Origin of the sequence: Kribbella sp. NBC_00662 (assembly GCF_041430295.1) — a bacterium.
In the GTDB taxonomy this organism is placed as follows: Bacteria; Actinomycetota; Actinomycetes; order Propionibacteriales; family Kribbellaceae; genus Kribbella.
On record NZ_CP109029.1, the window covers coordinates 6,061,794 to 6,077,726 of the forward strand.

General features: G+C 68.4%; 15 protein-coding genes and 1 pseudogene. 8 read left to right on the forward strand and 8 right to left on the reverse strand.

The window, feature by feature from the left end; all coding sequences use genetic code 11:
• Positions 1-5: 5 nt before the first annotated feature.
• On the reverse strand, positions 6-1,337 hold the full coding sequence (locus tag OHA10_RS30035; protein WP_371402112.1) for a hypothetical protein: 1,332 nt from the start codon (positions 1,335-1,337) through the stop codon (positions 6-8).
• Positions 1,338-1,367: 30 nt separating this feature from the next.
• The gene (locus OHA10_RS30040) at positions 1,368-1,748 is read right to left on the reverse strand and encodes an SHOCT domain-containing protein (protein ID WP_371402113.1); all 381 of its coding nucleotides are present in this window, start codon (positions 1,746-1,748) and stop codon (positions 1,368-1,370) included.
• A 183-nt stretch (positions 1,749-1,931) separates the two neighbouring features.
• Between OHA10_RS30040 and OHA10_RS30045 the strand changes: the two genes are divergently transcribed.
• Positions 1,932-2,558 carry a DUF2461 family protein gene (locus OHA10_RS30045; protein ID WP_371402114.1) on the forward strand — a complete coding sequence of 209 codons (627 nt, stop codon included), beginning with the start codon at positions 1,932-1,934 and terminating at the stop codon, positions 2,556-2,558.
• A gap of 99 nt (positions 2,559-2,657) precedes the next feature.
• Positions 2,658-3,134: a ribonuclease H gene (locus OHA10_RS30050; protein ID WP_371402115.1), complete on the forward strand. Its 477-nt coding sequence runs from the start codon at positions 2,658-2,660 to the stop codon at positions 3,132-3,134.
• Here the strand turns inward: OHA10_RS30050 and OHA10_RS30055 are convergent.
• The 4 genes from OHA10_RS30055 to OHA10_RS30070 all read right to left on the reverse strand — a co-directional run bounded on the left by OHA10_RS30055 (position 3,119) and on the right by OHA10_RS30070 (position 9,585).
• A complete protein-coding gene (locus OHA10_RS30055; protein ID WP_371402116.1) occupies positions 3,119-6,457 on the reverse strand; it encodes a beta-N-acetylglucosaminidase domain-containing protein in 3,339 nt (1,112 codons plus the stop codon). The genes OHA10_RS30050 and OHA10_RS30055 overlap by 16 nt on opposite strands.
• A 95-nt stretch (positions 6,458-6,552) precedes the next feature.
• Positions 6,553-7,815 carry a nitric oxide synthase oxygenase gene (locus tag OHA10_RS30060; protein WP_371402117.1) on the reverse strand — a complete coding sequence of 421 codons (1,263 nt, stop codon included), beginning with the start codon at positions 7,813-7,815 and terminating at the stop codon, positions 6,553-6,555.
• Entirely contained in the window at positions 7,812-8,333 is a 522-nt protein-coding gene (locus OHA10_RS30065; protein WP_371402118.1) for a DivIVA domain-containing protein, read from the reverse strand. Before OHA10_RS30065 ends, OHA10_RS30060 begins: the two co-directional genes overlap by 4 nt.
• On the reverse strand, positions 8,281-9,585 hold the full coding sequence (locus tag OHA10_RS30070; protein WP_371402119.1) for a globin domain-containing protein: 1,305 nt from the start codon (positions 9,583-9,585) through the stop codon (positions 8,281-8,283). The genes OHA10_RS30065 and OHA10_RS30070 overlap by 53 nt, the downstream gene beginning before the upstream one ends.
• A gap of 437 nt (positions 9,586-10,022) precedes the next feature.
• Here OHA10_RS30070 and OHA10_RS30075 point away from each other — a divergent pair, with 437 nt between their 5' ends.
• Genes OHA10_RS30075 through OHA10_RS30085 form a run of 3 tightly spaced genes read left to right on the forward strand, consistent with a single transcriptional unit; the run spans position 10,023 to position 12,041 of the window.
• Positions 10,023-10,424, forward strand: coding sequence for an RNHCP domain-containing protein (locus OHA10_RS30075; protein WP_371402120.1), 402 nt, complete (start codon positions 10,023-10,025; stop codon positions 10,422-10,424).
• An 11-nt stretch (positions 10,425-10,435) separates the two neighbouring features.
• Entirely contained in the window at positions 10,436-11,257 is an 822-nt protein-coding gene (locus OHA10_RS30080; protein ID WP_371402121.1) for a deoxyribonuclease IV, read from the forward strand.
• A gap of 4 nt (positions 11,258-11,261) precedes the next feature.
• Positions 11,262-12,041 (forward strand): nuclear transport factor 2 family protein, encoded by a 780-nt coding sequence (locus tag OHA10_RS30085; protein WP_371402122.1) that lies wholly within the window; start codon positions 11,262-11,264, stop codon positions 12,039-12,041.
• Here the strand turns inward: OHA10_RS30085 and OHA10_RS30090 are convergent.
• Positions 12,031-12,609, reverse strand: a complete 579-nt coding sequence (locus OHA10_RS30090; protein WP_371402123.1) for a redoxin domain-containing protein — start codon at positions 12,607-12,609, stop codon at positions 12,031-12,033. The two genes, OHA10_RS30085 and OHA10_RS30090, sit on opposite strands and share 11 nt — an antisense overlap.
• 141 nt (positions 12,610-12,750) lie before the next feature.
• Here OHA10_RS30090 and OHA10_RS30095 point away from each other — a divergent pair, with 141 nt between their 5' ends.
• Positions 12,751-14,022: an acetamidase/formamidase family protein gene (locus OHA10_RS30095; protein WP_371402124.1), complete on the forward strand. Its 1,272-nt coding sequence runs from the start codon at positions 12,751-12,753 to the stop codon at positions 14,020-14,022.
• Entirely contained in the window at positions 14,019-14,537 is a 519-nt protein-coding gene (locus OHA10_RS30100) for a DUF1440 domain-containing protein (protein WP_371402125.1), read from the forward strand. The genes OHA10_RS30095 and OHA10_RS30100 overlap by 4 nt, the downstream gene beginning before the upstream one ends.
• Here the strand turns inward: OHA10_RS30100 and OHA10_RS30105 are convergent.
• Positions 14,500-15,615, reverse strand: coding sequence for a sensor histidine kinase (locus OHA10_RS30105; RefSeq protein WP_371402126.1), 1,116 nt, complete (start codon positions 15,613-15,615; stop codon positions 14,500-14,502). The two genes, OHA10_RS30100 and OHA10_RS30105, sit on opposite strands and share 38 nt — an antisense overlap.
• A gap of 63 nt (positions 15,616-15,678) precedes the next feature.
• Between OHA10_RS30105 and OHA10_RS30110 the strand changes: the two are divergent.
• Positions 15,679-15,924, forward strand: a pseudogene (locus OHA10_RS30110) (VanZ family protein); the annotation flags it as partial.
• Between the last annotated feature and the right edge of the window lie 9 nt (positions 15,925-15,933).

A 15,933-nucleotide genomic window follows, 5' to 3' on the forward strand; every position in this document is an offset into this window, starting at 1 on the left:
CGCGGTCAGGCCGGCGCGCTGGGCGGTTCGCCGCCGGCCGGGACCGGGGGACGTCCGATGAACTCGATCAGGGCGACGACGAACAGGACCACCGCGGCGGTGACCACCACGACGGTGGTCGTCGGCCGGGACCACAGCGTCAGCACCAGCGCGCCGCCGACCACGCTGGCGATCAGCAGCAGACGCTTGTGGGCGAAGGTCCATCCGCCGACCCGGCCGGTGTTCAGCCCGGCCTTCTCGGCGCGGCCGCGCAGTGATCCGATGCCCCCGGCAAGCTTCGTGCGCGCTTGTACCGCGGCGTTGGACGGGCCGGTGAAGTAGGCGGCGAGGGCGACGATCAGTGCGAGGGCGCCGACCGCGCGCAGGCCGTACCGCAGGAACCGGATGATCGTGTCGAAGACGACGCCACCCGCGTCCCTCGAGATCACCTCGGGCGGCAGGGCGTTCAGGTAGAAGACGCGGCCGAGGGTCAGAGCGACGCCGAGGACCAGCATCCCGCCGGCGACTCCGAGCGCACCCCTGAGGAGCGCGCGGCGGCGGTCGCGGGCGACGTACACGCCGGCGACGAGGAGGACGAGGGCGATGACCGGCAGCCAGGTCCCGACGGTGTTGAGGAGCCGGTAGAGCCCTTGCGCCTTGGTCACCCCGTCGGACTGCACGAGCACGATCGACTTGTCCACCACCGGGATCTTGTCGGCGAGGGCGAAGCCGTTGTCCACCATGCGTTGCTTCACCTCGGCGATGATCGGTGCCAGGTTCAGCGTGACGGTGTCGTTCTGTGCGCTGATCGCGCCGCCTTGGTTGCCTTCGAGCAGCTTGACCAACGAGGCGTGTGCGGTCTCGTTCGCCTGCCGCCACACGGCCGCGAACTGCGGGCTGGCGACCAGGTTGTCGACCTGCCCGCTGACGAAATTCTCGATGCCGTTGACGAGCGGTCCGTTGAGCGCTTGGAGATTGTCGGCGATCCGCGGCGGCACGCCTTGCTGTGCGACCGCGTCCAGCGTCTCGGTGACGATCGCCCGGAAGTCGACCGCGGTGAAGATCGCGTTCGTGACCGCGTCGGCGATGGTCTGCTGAACCGCGGGATCATCGGCCAGCGGTGCGACCGTTTCGAGGTACCGGTCGGTGTCGGAGATCTGCCTGCTCGCCCAGACCGCAGTGACCGACAAGGGTGCGAGCAGACAGGCGATCGTGATGAGCAGCGCGGACACGACAGCGCGCCAACTGAACCGTCGGCGCGCCGGCTCCCCGGCCACCTGTTGCCGGCGCGCCGCCAGCTCCGTCTCGAGCTGATTCACCCGCTCACGCAGACGCCGTACCTCGTCGGGCTCGCTCATTGCCGATCCCTCCCGGTCGCGGTGCACAAGTCAGGCCGCGAGCGCCTTCGCTTTCAGAGTGTCGAACTCGGACTGAGAGATGGTGCCCTTCTCCAGCAAGGCGCTGGCCTGGGCGATCTGATCGGTCGGACTCGCCTTGCCCGCGACGTCCTTGATGTAGGCCTCCTGCTGTTTCTGCGCGGCGGCCCGGCCGGCGAGGTTACGGTCGGCCATACCCCTGCCGCGGACGATGACGTACACGAGCGCGGTGAGCACAGGAAAGAACACCAGCGCGATGAGCCAGGCAGCCTTGGCCAGCCCCGAGGTGTCCGGATCGCGGAACAGGTCCGCCACGATCGAGAACAGCATCATCAGGTACGCCGTGAACGCGAAGGCGATGATGATGAACCACACAACGTCCCAGAAGCTCATGACAGCGTCCTTTCTCGGAGCGCGAAACGCCTGTCCCCAACCCTGTCCTCCCGGCACCCGAGCGTCCTCACCTCTACCGGATGATCTTCACGCCTGGAAACACCCCCCGCGCGGGCTCCACGTCGCCGTCGCTCGGCGTAGCGATCCGGCGACATACGGGCCTGGCTGGTTAAGCTGCGCGGCGTGAGTGGGAGTTTTGAGGGGTGGTCCGGGGGTGCGTTCGAGGTTTTGTTGCGGTTGGAGGGGGAGCCTTCTGCCGAGGTTCGGCGGGAGTGCCGGCGGGAGCGGGAGGAGCTGGTTCGGCGGCCGATGGTCGGATTGCTGAATGCGGTGGCGGACGCGGATCCGGAGTACGAGGACTTCGCGGTGTGGGGGTACGGCGACGTCCTGCTGGATGCGTGGCAGCGGCAGCGCGCGATTGTGCGGCTGGCGCGGAGCATCGAGTTGGGGGTCCGGTTCGATCTCGATGGTCTCGAGGTCGGACTGGCGTGGTGGTACGCGCCGTCGGAGCAGATCGAGCGGTATCGGACCGCGGTGGCAGACGCAGCGTCGGGGAAGCGGCTGGTCGCCGTACTGCGGAAGCTCGAGCGCGACGGGTTCGCCATCTCGGGCGACCTGCTGAAGCGGCCGCTGCGCGGTTGTCCCGCCGACCATCCGCGAGCGGAGTTGCTGCGGCACAAATCCCTTATCGCAAGCCGGCCGCTCGGCTGTGACGAGTGGATCCACACCGCGGCCGCCGCCTATCGAGTACTCGACACCTTCCATCAGCTGCGCCCGCTGGCGCGCTGGCTGGTGAAGAACGTGTCTTAGAGGCCGGCGAGGTGCTGGTGGTGGCACTCATCAGACGCCCGCACCCCCGGTGTTCCGAGCGTTCGATGGAACCGATCTTGGCAGGAGTAGGGTGCTCGGATGCCTGTAGCTCGTGCGCGCCGGCCCCGGCCGGCCGATATGACGGTGCCCGTCGGGGCGCGGTCCGTGTTCACCGATGGAGCCTGCTCCGGGAACCCAGGTCCCGGTGGCTGGGCCTGGGCGTTGTCGACGACGGAGTACGCCGCGGGCCACGAGGCTGTCTCGACGAATCAGCGGATGGAGATCCGCGCAGCCCTCGAGGCCGTGCGCTCGAACGGCGGCCCCCTGCTCGTGGTGTCCGACTCGACGTACGTCGTGAACTGCTTCCGGGACCGGTGGTACCAGGGCTGGCTCGATCGCGGTTGGCTCACCTCCGCGAAGAAACCCGTTGCCAACAAGGACCTCTGGGAACCGCTGGTAGAGCTGGTGATAGAGCGCGGCGACGTGGCGTTCCGTTGGGTCAAAGGGCACTCCGGCCACGAGATGAACGACTTCGTGGACCGGTTGGCCGTCGCTGCCAGTCAGACCGCGGGGTAGATCTCGGCCTCGTAGACCGAATAGCCGTACTGCGTCGCCCGATGCACGCCCTGTAGACGGACATAGCGGGCGGTTGTGTCCAGCCAAAGGGTGTCGGTCCCGCCGTCACCATCGGCAACCTCGGTCGCTGTGGTCCACGTCGTGGCGTCATCCGAGACCTGGATCTTGTAGGCGGAGCCGTACGCCGCTTCCCACCGGAGCACGATCTTGCCCAAGCGGGTGGGAGCCCCCAGGTCGACCTGGAGCCAGGACGCGTCGTCGTACGCCGAGGCCCAGCGGGTCGCCGGATCGCCGTCCACCGCGAGGTCGGCGCTGAACGTGGTCCCCGGCTCGATGCCCGAGGCAACGACCGGCCGATGTAAGGCAATGTTGACGGATGAAGTCGGTGGACGCACCGCGACGCGTAGAACGCTCCTGGCGGAGGCGAAGGTCACAGGGACATCGACGTCGGCCAACGGGGCGCCGGCCGGTGGCGTCAGCTTGATGGTCACCGTCTGGGGGAGTCCGCGCTTGAGCCTGATGGGCATGCTCGTAGCGGTCCAGCCCGGCGGCGCGGCGACGCGCAGAGTGCCGGATACGTCGCGCCCGGCTTCGAGGGTGACGGCGAGATTCGTGGAAGCGCCGCGCACCACGTCGACCCGATCAGCACTGGTGCTCAAGGCAATCAATGGAGTGTCGGTCCACCGCGGCACGAGCTCCGCCACAGCCGGGCTACCGCCCGTCCACACCAATCGCACCGCATCCGCCAGCAGATCACCGACACGAACCTCGGCGTACGACGAGGACACCGACCCAACCCGCTTCCAAGCACCTGCGACCCGGACCTCGACGTCGGCGGAGCCCGCAGACGACTGCAGGACGGTCAACCGGGACAGCGAGCGCGGCGCCGAGAGCGTCGCGACCAACGCATCACCGGCACTCGGCGCGGTCGCCGGCACATAAGCCGTGTCCACCGAACCATCCACCGCCCGCTGGTACGACGATCCTGCAGCAGGGTCCGGCGTACCGCTCGCGGTCAGCGTCGTCACATTCCCGCCGATCGTCTGCACCGAGAACTCCCGCACCACCAGCCAGAAATCGCTCGCCGTCAACGACCGGTACCGGACGTAGCGCGCAACAGTCCCGGCCGGCGCAGTGAGCCGTACCTCGGCCGTCGTCGCGCGAGTCAACTCGGTCCACTGCGTCCCGTCGACGGAGTACTCCAGCGCACCCGAGTGGATGTAGTCGTCCGGACTCCCGGACTTGCCCATCAGTACGGCGATGTCGCCGACCTGGACCGACGACCCGAGATCGACCCGTACCTCCGAGCCCGGACCCGGCGCGCCGTTGCTCCAGAAGAACGTGCTCTCGTCACCGTCGACCATCCGAGCCGGCACGTTGTCCTGATACGTCCCGAGATTCGTCGTCGCGGACCGGCCAGGTGTCACCCCGAGCCAGCGGTCGTGCACTCGGCCGACCTCGGCGATCAGCTCGTCGACGACGCGTTCACCGATCCGCGGATAGGTCCCGTCGTGCGGCGCCCGGCTGTCCCGGATCGCCCTCGCCTCGGTCACGAGCGCACTCATCTGCTGACGCGCGGTCCAGGCCGCCGTACCGTTGCCCGCCTCGAGCGCGGTCAACAGGTCCAGGGCGCGGCTCATCGCCTGCCCCCACAATTCGGTTGCCTTGAGCCACGATTCCGCCTGGAGCGTGAAGTCCGGATCGACCACGCCGCTCCGGATCGTCCCCGGCGCCGCGACGATCGCGTTCACGCGCGGCCTCAGCGCAGCAATCGCCTGGGCACGCTGCCCACTACGCCACCGCTGCCAGAACGACTCGACGGCCGCGCCGAACACCGGCGCACTCTCCGGATGCAGCGTCCCGTCGTACGTGTTGAGATCGGCAAAGACCTGCAAGGCATCAGCCGTACGCCGATCGCCGCCGGCCTGCTCTGCGAGCGCACGCAGCCAGACCGGCGTGGCGTCGTACCGCGCCGGATTCCACCCGAACTCGGCGAACGAGTAGAGCGCGACCTTGCTCACCGCCGCCTGGTTCATCGGGTTGGAGATCACGCCCGCCACATGGTCGGCGATCCCCGCCTCGCGACCGGTGTACGGTGCGAGCAGCAGCCGGCCCGCCGCATAGTCGTTGACCGGGTAGTTGTCCCAGATCAGGATGTCGTGGCCGAACACGGCCCTCGCCTGAGCCGCCTGGGCCGCGGTGATCGTCTGCGGGACCACCCCGACGCCGGTCCAGTGCACGACGACGGCTGGGTCGAGCTGCTCCCGCAGTACCTTCTTGTACGGCGTCTCGCTGACGTTGTAGTACTCCGTCGGCACCATCTGCAGCGGCGCCACGTCGGGCTTGGATTCGACCCACTCGCGCTGCACCCGGTTGAGCAAGTCGCTCTGCGCCCGACCGGCTGCTTCGCCGCCGGTCCCGTACTTCGCGCGGTCCACGTCGCAGTGCCAGGTGTTGTAGTCGATGTCGTCGAGCGGCACGTTGAACGACCGTGCGCCGAGCTCGTACAACGACTCGAACTTCGCGATCAACGCCTGGAAGTCGGACTCGGACGTGTAGCAGATCGACAGACCGGGGGAGAGCGCGAAGGTGAAGTCGACCTTGTTCTGCCGCGCACGGGTCACGAGTTCACCGAGTTGCGCGAGCTTGTCGGCCGGGTACGGATCGCGCCACTGCTCGCGGTGGTACGGGTCGTCCTTGGGCGCGTACTCGTAGGTGTTCATCCGATGCGCGCCGAGATAGTCGAGGTGGTCGAGCCGATCCGCCTGCGACCACGGCGTGCCGTAGAAGCCTTCGATCGAGCCGCGGTAGCGCATCGTCGGCCAGTCCCGGATCGCAACACCGGGCATCGACCTCCGCTGCATCAACTGGGCGAGTGACTCAGCGGCATAGAAGGTGCCGTCGGCGTCGACCCCGTCGAGCACGATCTGAGCGCGGTGCTGGTGATCACGTCCGGCGGCGAGGACATACCCCTCGGCAGGAAGCCCGGTGCTGTCCTGGACCTGGAGCCCGGACAGCACGGACGCCGTACGCCCCAGCCAGATCGTCGTCGGTGTGCCGGGATCGCTGCCGTCGGTGGTGCGGATCGTCTTCACCCCGGCACGCGCCAGCGCCTGGCGTACTACGCGTTCGGCGTCGGCGTCCGATGGCGAGGTACGAACCAGCCCGACCACCGCAGTGATCGGGAACCCGTCGCTGCGCTGGACGACCTGCTGCGGCGCAGGACTGATCGTCGGTGCAGACGGCGGTACGGCGGTTGCGCTGGGCGCGGCCAGTGCGAGTGGCGAGGTGAGGGCGAGCACGGCGGACAGGAGAAGGCGCATCGAGTCTCCTCAAGGGGCGGGTCAAGCTAGTTAGCCATTGCGCAGAACTGCTCGTCAAGGAGTCGACCTGATCAACTTCAGGCGATCGATCCGGTCTAGAAACGATGGAAGGCCGGGGGAGCGCCGTAGAGGGAGCGGTGGGTGGCTTCGGGATCGTTGAAGAAGTTCGGGACCTGGGTCTCGAGGTTGTAGTAGCGGTGGAAGACCGGTGTCTGGGAGCCGGACATCGGCGGGACGATCCAGGTCCAGTCGGCGGGGCAGCCGCGGCCGGCGCGTTCCTCCCGTTCCAGGTGGATGAGGAACCTGCGGGACTCGGTGTGGTGGTCGGTGATCGTGACGCCGTTCCGGTTGAACGAGTGCAGTACGGCGCGATTGATCTCCACCAGGGCACGGTCCCGCCAGAGACTTGTCTCGTCGGTCGTGTCCAGACCCATCCGTTCCGCGACCTCGGGAACCATCGCGTAGCGGTCGGTGTCGCCGAAGTTGCGGGCGCCGATCTCGGTGCCCATGTACCAGCCGTTGAAGGGCGCGGCGGGGTACGAGATGCCGCCGATGTCGAGGCGGTTGTTGCTGATCACGGGTACGGCGTGCCAGCGCAGCCCGAGGTCGGCGAACCACTCCAGCTCCGGGTGCGCCAAGGGGACTTCCTGAACGGTATCGGCCGGCAACTCGAACATCCGCGGACCCTCGTCGACGGTCTCGACGACGAGCGGGAGTACGTCGAAGGCGCCCGTGCGGTCGGGCTGCCGCCAGCCGCGCCGGATCAGCTCGCTGGTGAAGGAGCGGTAGCGAGGGTCGCCGAGGACGCGTCCGTCCGGCTGCTCGTACCCGGCGTACCGGATCAGCTGTTCGTTCCAGATCCTGGGAGCGGGACGGGACGGGGTCTCCGGAGCGAACACGCTGATCATCGGGCGGATCTTCCCGCCGTTGTGGGCAGCGCGCAGATGGTCGAAGCAGTGTCCGGCGACGCCGCGGGCGTCGGAGACCGTCCTCAGGTCGCGGACCTGCAGGCTGCGCCAGTACAGCCTGCCGATGCAGCGGGCGTTGTTGCGCCACGCCACCCGCGCGCCGAAGGCCAGCTCCTCCGGGGTGTGCCAGTACGTCCCGGTGAGGTCGATCTCTCGCATCACCGCGGCGAGCCGCGGCCCCATCCAACCGGCCTTCGGGTTCTCGGTGTGGAAGAGCTCGAGGAATTCTCTGGCTGCCGCCCGGACCGCCTCGGTGTCCGTGCGCTCCGGACTTCGCCCGGGGTCGGGCCGGCTGATCGGGTGAGCGGCCCTGGCCCGGATCCGCCCGGGCCCTGGTGACCCCCGCCGGCCGGTCCGCGGGGCCTTGCCCCACGACCGCTCGGCGCTCATGGGGTGCCCGGACGTCGGGTCTGCCAGTCGCCCGAGTTGTCGAAGAACGGATCGTGCTGGACCACAGGCTCGCCGGGCACCGGCTTGCTCCCGAGCTGGTCGACCTCGGTCGCGAACGAGTCCACGATCGACTGCATGTGCGCCTGGGCGGTCTTGGCGTACGAACGAACCTGCTCGCCGGCCGTGTCCATCGCCTCCGCGACGATCCTGCGTTCGTGCGCGCGGGCCTGACCGATCCGCTCGCGGGCGTCCCGGCTGACGTCCTGGACCATCTCCTCGACCACGAGCTGGGCCTGGCTGAACATCTGGACGACCTGCTCGTTCACCCGGTCGCCGGCCTGCTCGTACTGGTCGAGCTCTGCCTGGACGCGCTGCAGCTCGGCCTGCCCGCGCTGGAGCTCGATCTGGAGTCGTTCGTTCCTGGCGCGGGTCTCGCCGAGTTCGCGTTCGGTCTTCTGGACCTGGTCAGCCAGCTGAGCGAGGTATGCGTAGACCGTGTCCGCGTCGAGGCCCCGCATCCGGCGCCGGAACCTCTCCTCCCGGATCGAGCGGGGTGTCTGATAACGCGGCGAGCCGTGGCGGTGGCTGTTGTGCGTCACGTGTTGTCTCCTGACCTGTTGGAGCCGGCGCCGCGGTGTGCTCACCCGCGGCTGCGTAGTAGAAGTGCTCGTACTTGATGTCCTCGGGCCGCATGCCCGCGCCGGCCAACTGCTCCAGCGTGTGCGCGACCATCTGCGGGCCGCCGCACACCATCGCCGTCCGTCCGTAGAGGATCTGGCGGGCCGCGACCGTGCCGACCTTCCCGCGAGTGCCCGGATAGGACGCGTCGTCGGACACGACCTCCGTGTAGTCGAACCAGGCCCGGTCCTGGGCCAGCGCCCGGAGTCGCGGGCGGTCGTACAGATGCCAGGGCAGCCGGACGCCGTGCAGGAGATGAACCAGCGGTCCGTTGCCCGAGCGTTTCCACTCGTTGTCGACCTGCTCGAGCACGGCGAGCAGTGGAGCGAGACCGGTACCTCCGGCCACCATCAGCAGTTCGCGTTCGTCACCGTCGCGCCGGGTCAGCCGTTCGCCGATCGGCGCGCCGAGTTTCACCGTGTCGCCGGGCTTGAGCGACCGGACCACGGCCGGGCTGACCTGGCCGCCGTCGATCTGCTGCACGTGCAGATCGATCGAGCCGTCGGCGCGTGGGGCGTTGGCCGGGCTGAAGTACCGCCATTGCCGGGGTCGCTGCGGTATCTCCATCGAGACCGACTGGCCGGGGCGGAAGCGGAACACGTGACGCGGCTGGACCTTCAGCAGGGTGAGGTCCATGGTCCGCCGTTCGACCGAGACCACGTCGGCGTCCCACCAGTCCGGGCTGGTCTCCTCCGACGTCTCGGCAGCCTCGACCATGATCCGCGCCACCACCTGGTACGCCGCGGTCCAGTGCGCCGCCAGATCCTCGTCCCACTCGGGCCCGAGGAAGTGCTTCAGCGTTGCGCACAGCGAGGCGCCGACGGCGTTGTAGTGCTCCGCGACAACGGCGTACTTGCGATGGTCGCGGCCGAGGTGTTGCAGGAAGTTCGCATCGTTCTCGAGCTGGTCGGCATGACTGACGATCCGGCCGAGTGCGCTGACGAACTTGTCCCGCTGGTTGGACATCGAGAGCGGGAACATCGCTCGTACCTCGGGATGAGACACGAAGATGTGCGAGTAGAAGTACAGAGCTACCTGATCCCCGTACGCCGACACCTGGTCCCAGCTGCGTTGTAAGGCGTATGCATCCATGGGGCTGGTCTTATCCGGCTCGGAACGGCAGCTCCTCTGGCGAAACGGACATGTCCTCCCGGTCGTCGGCGTAACTCACCGACGAGTACTGCGTTGACAAGAGTGCCCTCCTACGTTCCGTCCCCGAGCCTGTCCATTTCCGTGATCTTCCCGATCTACCCCCGGGTTCGCGGCTTGAAACGGCGTGTCGGACTGGATCGTCTCGAAAATCTTGAGCTGTGGTCGAGGGTCAATCGCTTGATCTACAAGGCGATCCGATGACCGCGCAAGTTGCTCACGGCAACTAAAAGCGGGAGTGGCCGTCAGTTAATCGATTGACGCTGCCGCGCGGGTGCTGGTCTGCTGGGGGCTGGTGCGCCGGACCGGCCGGTGCGGACCGGAAGGAGGAGAGCCATGTCTGTTCTGTCCCGCAGCTTTGCTCTGAAAGGTTCATCGGTTTGGCATTCGCACGTTCGTTCAGTTGTGAACACTGCGGCGTAGAGGTCTCCCTCGACGCCCCTGGAACCACCCATCGGAATCACTGCCCGAGTTGCCTGTGGTCGCGTCACCTCGACCGCAACGTGCCGGGCGACCGCAAGGCCGACTGCTCCGGCGGCATGGAACCGATCGCGGTCACGGTCCGCGGCGAGGGCCGCTGGGTCCTCATCCACAGATGCACCAACTGCGGCCGGCTCCGGCTCAACAGAACCGCAGGTGACGACAACGTCCTGCTGCTGATGCGGCTGGCGGCGCTACCGCTGACCATGCCGTTCATCCCGTTCGCCGCCGAGCCCGAACCCGCCGCCCCCAACGGCAACGGCACCACCCGCAAGCCGAGGGCGCGGAAGGCCAAGGCGTAACCTCGGGCCCGATGAGAGTGCGGATCGGGTCACATGTGGCCGTTGCCGGCGGGCTGGTCAAGGTCGGGCTGGCGGAGGCGGCGGAGGTCGGCGCCGAGATCATCCAGCTGTTCGCGGGCAATCCGCGCAGCTGGGTGCCTGCGGCCGTGGATCCGGCGGCGGACGAGGCGTTCCGTACGGCGTGCGCCGAGCGGGACCTCGCCGTCGTCGTCCACGCTCCCCACCTGATCAACCTCTGCTCGCCCTCGGATGTGGTCCTGAGCCGATCGACAGCCGCGCTCGAGCTCACCATGCAGCGCGCGGCCTCCCTCGGCGCGTCCACGGTCGTCGTTCACGCGGGATCGCTGGTCACGGCGGGCCGCCGCGCGGACGTACTCCGCGGTCTGCGCGACCTCGTCGTACCGATCGCGCACCGATGGCACGACGTGCGGCTGCTGATCGAGCCGACGGCCGGCGCCGGTGAGGCGGCCGCATCGACCATCGACAGCAGCGTGGAGTACCTGGACGCTCTGGACGACCCTGGGATCGGTCCGTGTCTCGACACCTGCCACCTGCACGCCGCCGGTGAGGATCTGGCCTCGATCGAGCAAGTGGCGGACCGGGTCGGGCTCATCCACGTGAACGACAGCCGCGATCCCGCCGGCTCGCGCCGAGACCGGCACGAGTCGCTCGGCCGCGGGACGATCGGGTTGCCCGCGCTGGAAAACGTGCTCTCGGCTCTCCAGGGCATTCCGATGCTGGTCGAGACCCCGACGCACGTGCGCGACGTCGCGTTGCTGAAGGACATGCGGGATCGCGTTGGTGCGGCAGATCGGTGCTCTGCCGTACGGTGAAATCATGCCGTGGTTCCCGGAGTTCTCCACAGCGATCGAGTTGGCGCGTCGTGATGCCCGGGCGCGGGAGCAGGCAGATCCGGTCGCGCAGTACCTGAAGGCTCTGTCCGACGATGCACCGGGCGCGCTGGAGAAGACCTGGCCGGGCGACGTCGTCGTGTACGACCCGCGGGCCGGGGAGATTCGCGGTCATCGCGAGTTGCGGGAGTTCATCCACAGCAACCGGGAGTGGATGGCCGCGCACCAGGCCCGGTTGAAGGTGGTCGGCTCGATCACGGTCGACGGTCGCGCCGCGGTGGAGCTGCTGGTCCACGTCCTGCACGATGGCGACGAGGTGGCGTGGCCGGTTGCGGTGGTCGCCGAGTCGCTGGACGAGCGGTCCGTCGAGTTCCGCACGTACTGCAGCCAGTGGCCGGTCGACGGACTGCGCCACCTCCGCCCGCCGGTCCTCGAAGCCGGCGCTGTCGACGCACCGGACGTCGTCAAGCGTCACCTCGACGCGCTGGCCGGCGGCGATGTCGAGTCGATCGTCAAGACCTTCCAGTCCGACGGCTACCTCCAGGAGCCGATGGACAACGTCCATCGCGGCGCGGCCGAACTCCGCGCGTTCTACGCCGGCGCCGGCGGGATCGCCGTACGGCCCTGCGCCGCCACGGACGACGGGGTCAGCTGCGCGCTGGAGTACAACATCGACGGGCCGCCGCAGGCAGGGCTCGCCGTTTTCGAGCGCGGTACGGACGGACTGCTCGCGGCAGTCCGTCTGTACGACGACATCACCCGTTAGGTCGCTTGTTCCATCCGTGGAAGGCGCTGTGGTCGCCGCTGTCCCACGCTTCCCGCAGTCCCGGCTTGCTGAGATCCCAGTCCGGACGTACTTCGGCACTCGCCGCCCGCAGGTCCTGCCAGAGCTCGGAGATCGACGGCCGTCCCCAGAACCAGTAGCCGTTGTAGATGCTGTGCACAACCAGACCGGGCTTGAGCACCAGCGTGTACGGGATCATCGGATCGTTGTCGGGATCGGTGTACTCCTGGATGTCCAGGTCCCGCTGCACGATCCGCCCCGGATCGGACAGGAACGGCCATTGCGCGCCGACCGACGCCCGGAACTCCTGCAACGTGTGGTGCTCGTCGGTCGCGATCGTCACGATCTGGGTGTAGCTGACCGCGATCTTCGGGTAGAACGCGGCGAGCTCGAGGTGCTGCTGATGCTCCTTCGGGCAGTAGTGCCCGCGCGCGAGCGTCAGGATCATCGGATCCTCACCCTGAAGGTCACTCAGCTTCCGCGGTACGTCGTCCTGGTCGGGCAGCTCGTAGTCGGGGAACACGGCGCCGGGCACGATGTCAGCTCGCATGCTCGTCACTGTAGACCTCGGCCTCGCGGCCAGTGGGTGATCCACGGACCCTGGTGAGCGAGACCAGGGTGTGACCCGGGTGTGCCCCGCCAATGGCGCGGAGCATTCTCGGTGCGGAATCCAGTCGGGAGGAGAAGACCCATGTGTTTCGCTCACTCGGCCACCGCCAGCGAGGCCGTCCACGTCCAGGCCGGAGTCGGCCCCGAGGCAGCCGCCAGCTTCGCCCAGTTGGCCGGCGAGGGCGGGCTCGGCACGGTCGACATCGCCGGATCCGGTACGCCGGAGGCCGTGGCCGCTCCCCGCGGTGACCGGATCCTCGACGGGTACGGACGCGTCCTGCACAACCGCTGGAACCGCGACCTCGAGCCCGCCGTGACGGTCCGCCCCGGCGAGGAGATCCAGCTGTTGTGCCGCGACGCGCTCGACATCGGCGACCAGGCACGGACGCTGACGCCGGACGGCTCGATGACACTCGACCTCGGCCGGATCCACCCGCTCACCGGTCCCGTCTACATCGAGGGCGCGGAGCCGGGGGACATCCTCGAGGTCGAGGTGCTCGACGTCAGCCCGCTGGTCGACTTCGGCTACACGACCGTCAGCCCGGCGCTCGGCCTGTTCGGGACCCTCCGCCCGGACGTCCTGGGCGTGTTCGCCCCGTGGATCGAGGCGGCGCAGCTGAGCGATCCCAGCCCGGGACGGGTGCCGTCGGCGATCCCCGAGGACCAGCCGTTCGGCACGGGAGCGGCGTACGTCCAGCTCTACCGGTTCGAACGCGGGCAGTCGTCCGGCTACGCCACCTTCGTGGGCTCCGACAGCGGGAAGCGCGCGCAGATCCCGATCGCGCCGTTCCTGGGGATCATGGGCAACGCTCCGATGCGCAAGGGCATGTACCGCACGTTCCCGCCCAGTTTCAGCGGCGGGATGGGCGGCAACATCGACGTACGCCAGATCACCTCCGGCTCCCGGCTGCAGCTTCCGGTGTATGCCGAGGGCGCGCTGTTCTCGGCCGGCGACGGGCACATGGCCCAGGGCGACGGCGAGATCTCCGGCACCGCCGTCGAGACGCTGATGTCCGCGACCCTGCGGTTCCAGGTCATCAAGAACACCGTCATCGCCGCTCCGCGGGCGACCGTTCCCGCGGCGGATCCGACCCAGCGGGCGATGTCCGCCGAGATGGCCGCGCAGGGGTACTACGTCACCACCGGCGCCGGTCCGGACCTGATGGAGGACGTGAAGAACGCCGTCCGCGACATGATCGACTGGCTGGTCACCGACCAGGGCGTGAGCATGCACGAGGCGTACGCTCTGTGCAGTGTCGCCGGCGACCTGAAGATCAGCGAGCTGGTCGACCTTCCGAACTGGCTGGTCTCGATGACAGTTCCGCGCGGAATCTTCGAAGGAGCCGCGGCATGACGCCACTGGGAGCAGTCGTCCGGGGCCTCGTCGCGGGGACCATCGGCACCATGGCGATGGATGCGCTGCTGTACGCCGAGTACCGGCAAGGCGGCGGCAAGACCGAGTTCAGCCGGTGGGAGTTCTCCGGCGACATCGAGAGCTGGGAGCAGGCGCCGGCGCCCGCGCAGGTCGGCAAGCGGCTGTTCGAGGGTCTCTTCGACCGCGACCTGCCGAACAGCCGTGCTGCCCTGGTCAACAACCTCACGCACTGGGCCTTCGGGATCGCCAACGGTGCGGCGTACGGCGTGATCGCGGGATCCGCCCCGAAACCGCGCGTCTGGTACGGCGCTCCGTTCGGCGCGAGCGTGTGGGCCGGCGGGTACGTCGTACTGCCGGCCGCGAAGCTGTACGAGCCGATCTGGAAGTACAGCCCCAAGGTCCTGGCGAAGGATCTCGGCGCCCACCTCGTCTACGGGCTGACGACCGCGGCCGCCTTCAGGCTGGCGGGTTTGCCCCGGAAGTCGCGTCGCTAGCAGGTAGTGCGACCGTGACCTGGAGGCCGCCGCCGAGGCGGGCCATCAGGGTCAGGGTGCCGTTGTGGGCCTCGGTGATGCTCTTGACGATGGCCAGGCCGAGCCCGACGCCCGGCTGGTGAGTGCGGGCGCCACGCTGGAAAGGTTCGGTCAGCGTGGAGACCAGCTTCCGGCTGAGGATCTCGCCGGTGTTCTCGACGGTGAGTACGACGGTGTTGAAGCGGACCGCGGTGCTGACGGAGACGGTGCCGTGATCGGGGAGGTTGTGGACGATCGCATTGTGGATGAGGTTGGTCGCGAGTTGGAGCAGGAGCGTGTGGGAGCCGGTGGTCGGGGTGAGCTCGCCGCTGGTCTCGATCGTGATCCCGCGTTTCTCCGCGAACGGCAGCAACGTCTCGATGGCCTCTTCGGCGACCAGTGAGAGGTCGACCCGTTCCTGGGTGAACGAGCGTTGATCGGCGCGGCTCAGCAGCAGGAGCGCCTCGGTGAGGTTGATCGCCCGGGTGTTGATCGCGCGCAGGCGTTCGTCGAGATCGCCGCTGTCGCGGTCCGGGTCGTTGATGGCGACGTCGAGCAACGTCTGCGTGATCGCGAGCGGAGTACGCAGCTCGTGGGAGGCGTTGGCGGCGAAGCGCTTCTGCTCGGCGACGTGTGCTTCGAGCTGCGCGAGCATCCGGTCGAAGCCGTCGGCGAGCTCGCGGAATTCGTCGGTCGGGCCTTCGAGCTCGATCCGGTGGGACAGCGAGCCGTTCTCGGCCAGCCGGGCGGCGTTGGTGATGCGGGTCAGTGGCGCGAGCATCCGGCCGGAGAGGAGCCACCCGCCCAGCAGCCCGAACACCAGCAGCAGGAAGAACACCGCCGCCGCCCGCGGCGCGAACACGTCCAGGAGACGAGACCGGACCGGGAAGACACTGCTGTCGCCCGTGCCGTTGGGGACGGCCAGGACAGCGCGCTCGGGGACGTACCGCAGGAGGAACAACCACACGGCCGCGAGGAGCAAGGTGCCCGCAAGCATGAGGAAGGCTGCGTAGCTGAGGGTGAGTTTGAGCCGGACACTCAGCCCAGGCTGCCTATGCATGACCTGCTTCCCCCATGAGCACGCACATGCACTCGACGCTACCCGGCGGCGCATATCGCTCGCATATCCGAAACCGCATACGCTCCGGCAACGACCGCTGCCTTCGCTGTCGTCGGCAATCTGCTCGTGTTCGCACCACTGGGCTTCTTCGCCCCGCTGCGGTTCGCCGCGCCGGCGTCCGTACCGCGGATCCTCGCGCTCGCGGCAGTTTGCTCGATCCTGATCGAGGTCTCGCAGTACGTCTTCCAGTTGGACCGGGTGTCCTCGGTGGACGACGTACTGCTCAACACCGCCGGCGCCGGACTGGCCGCCCTCGCG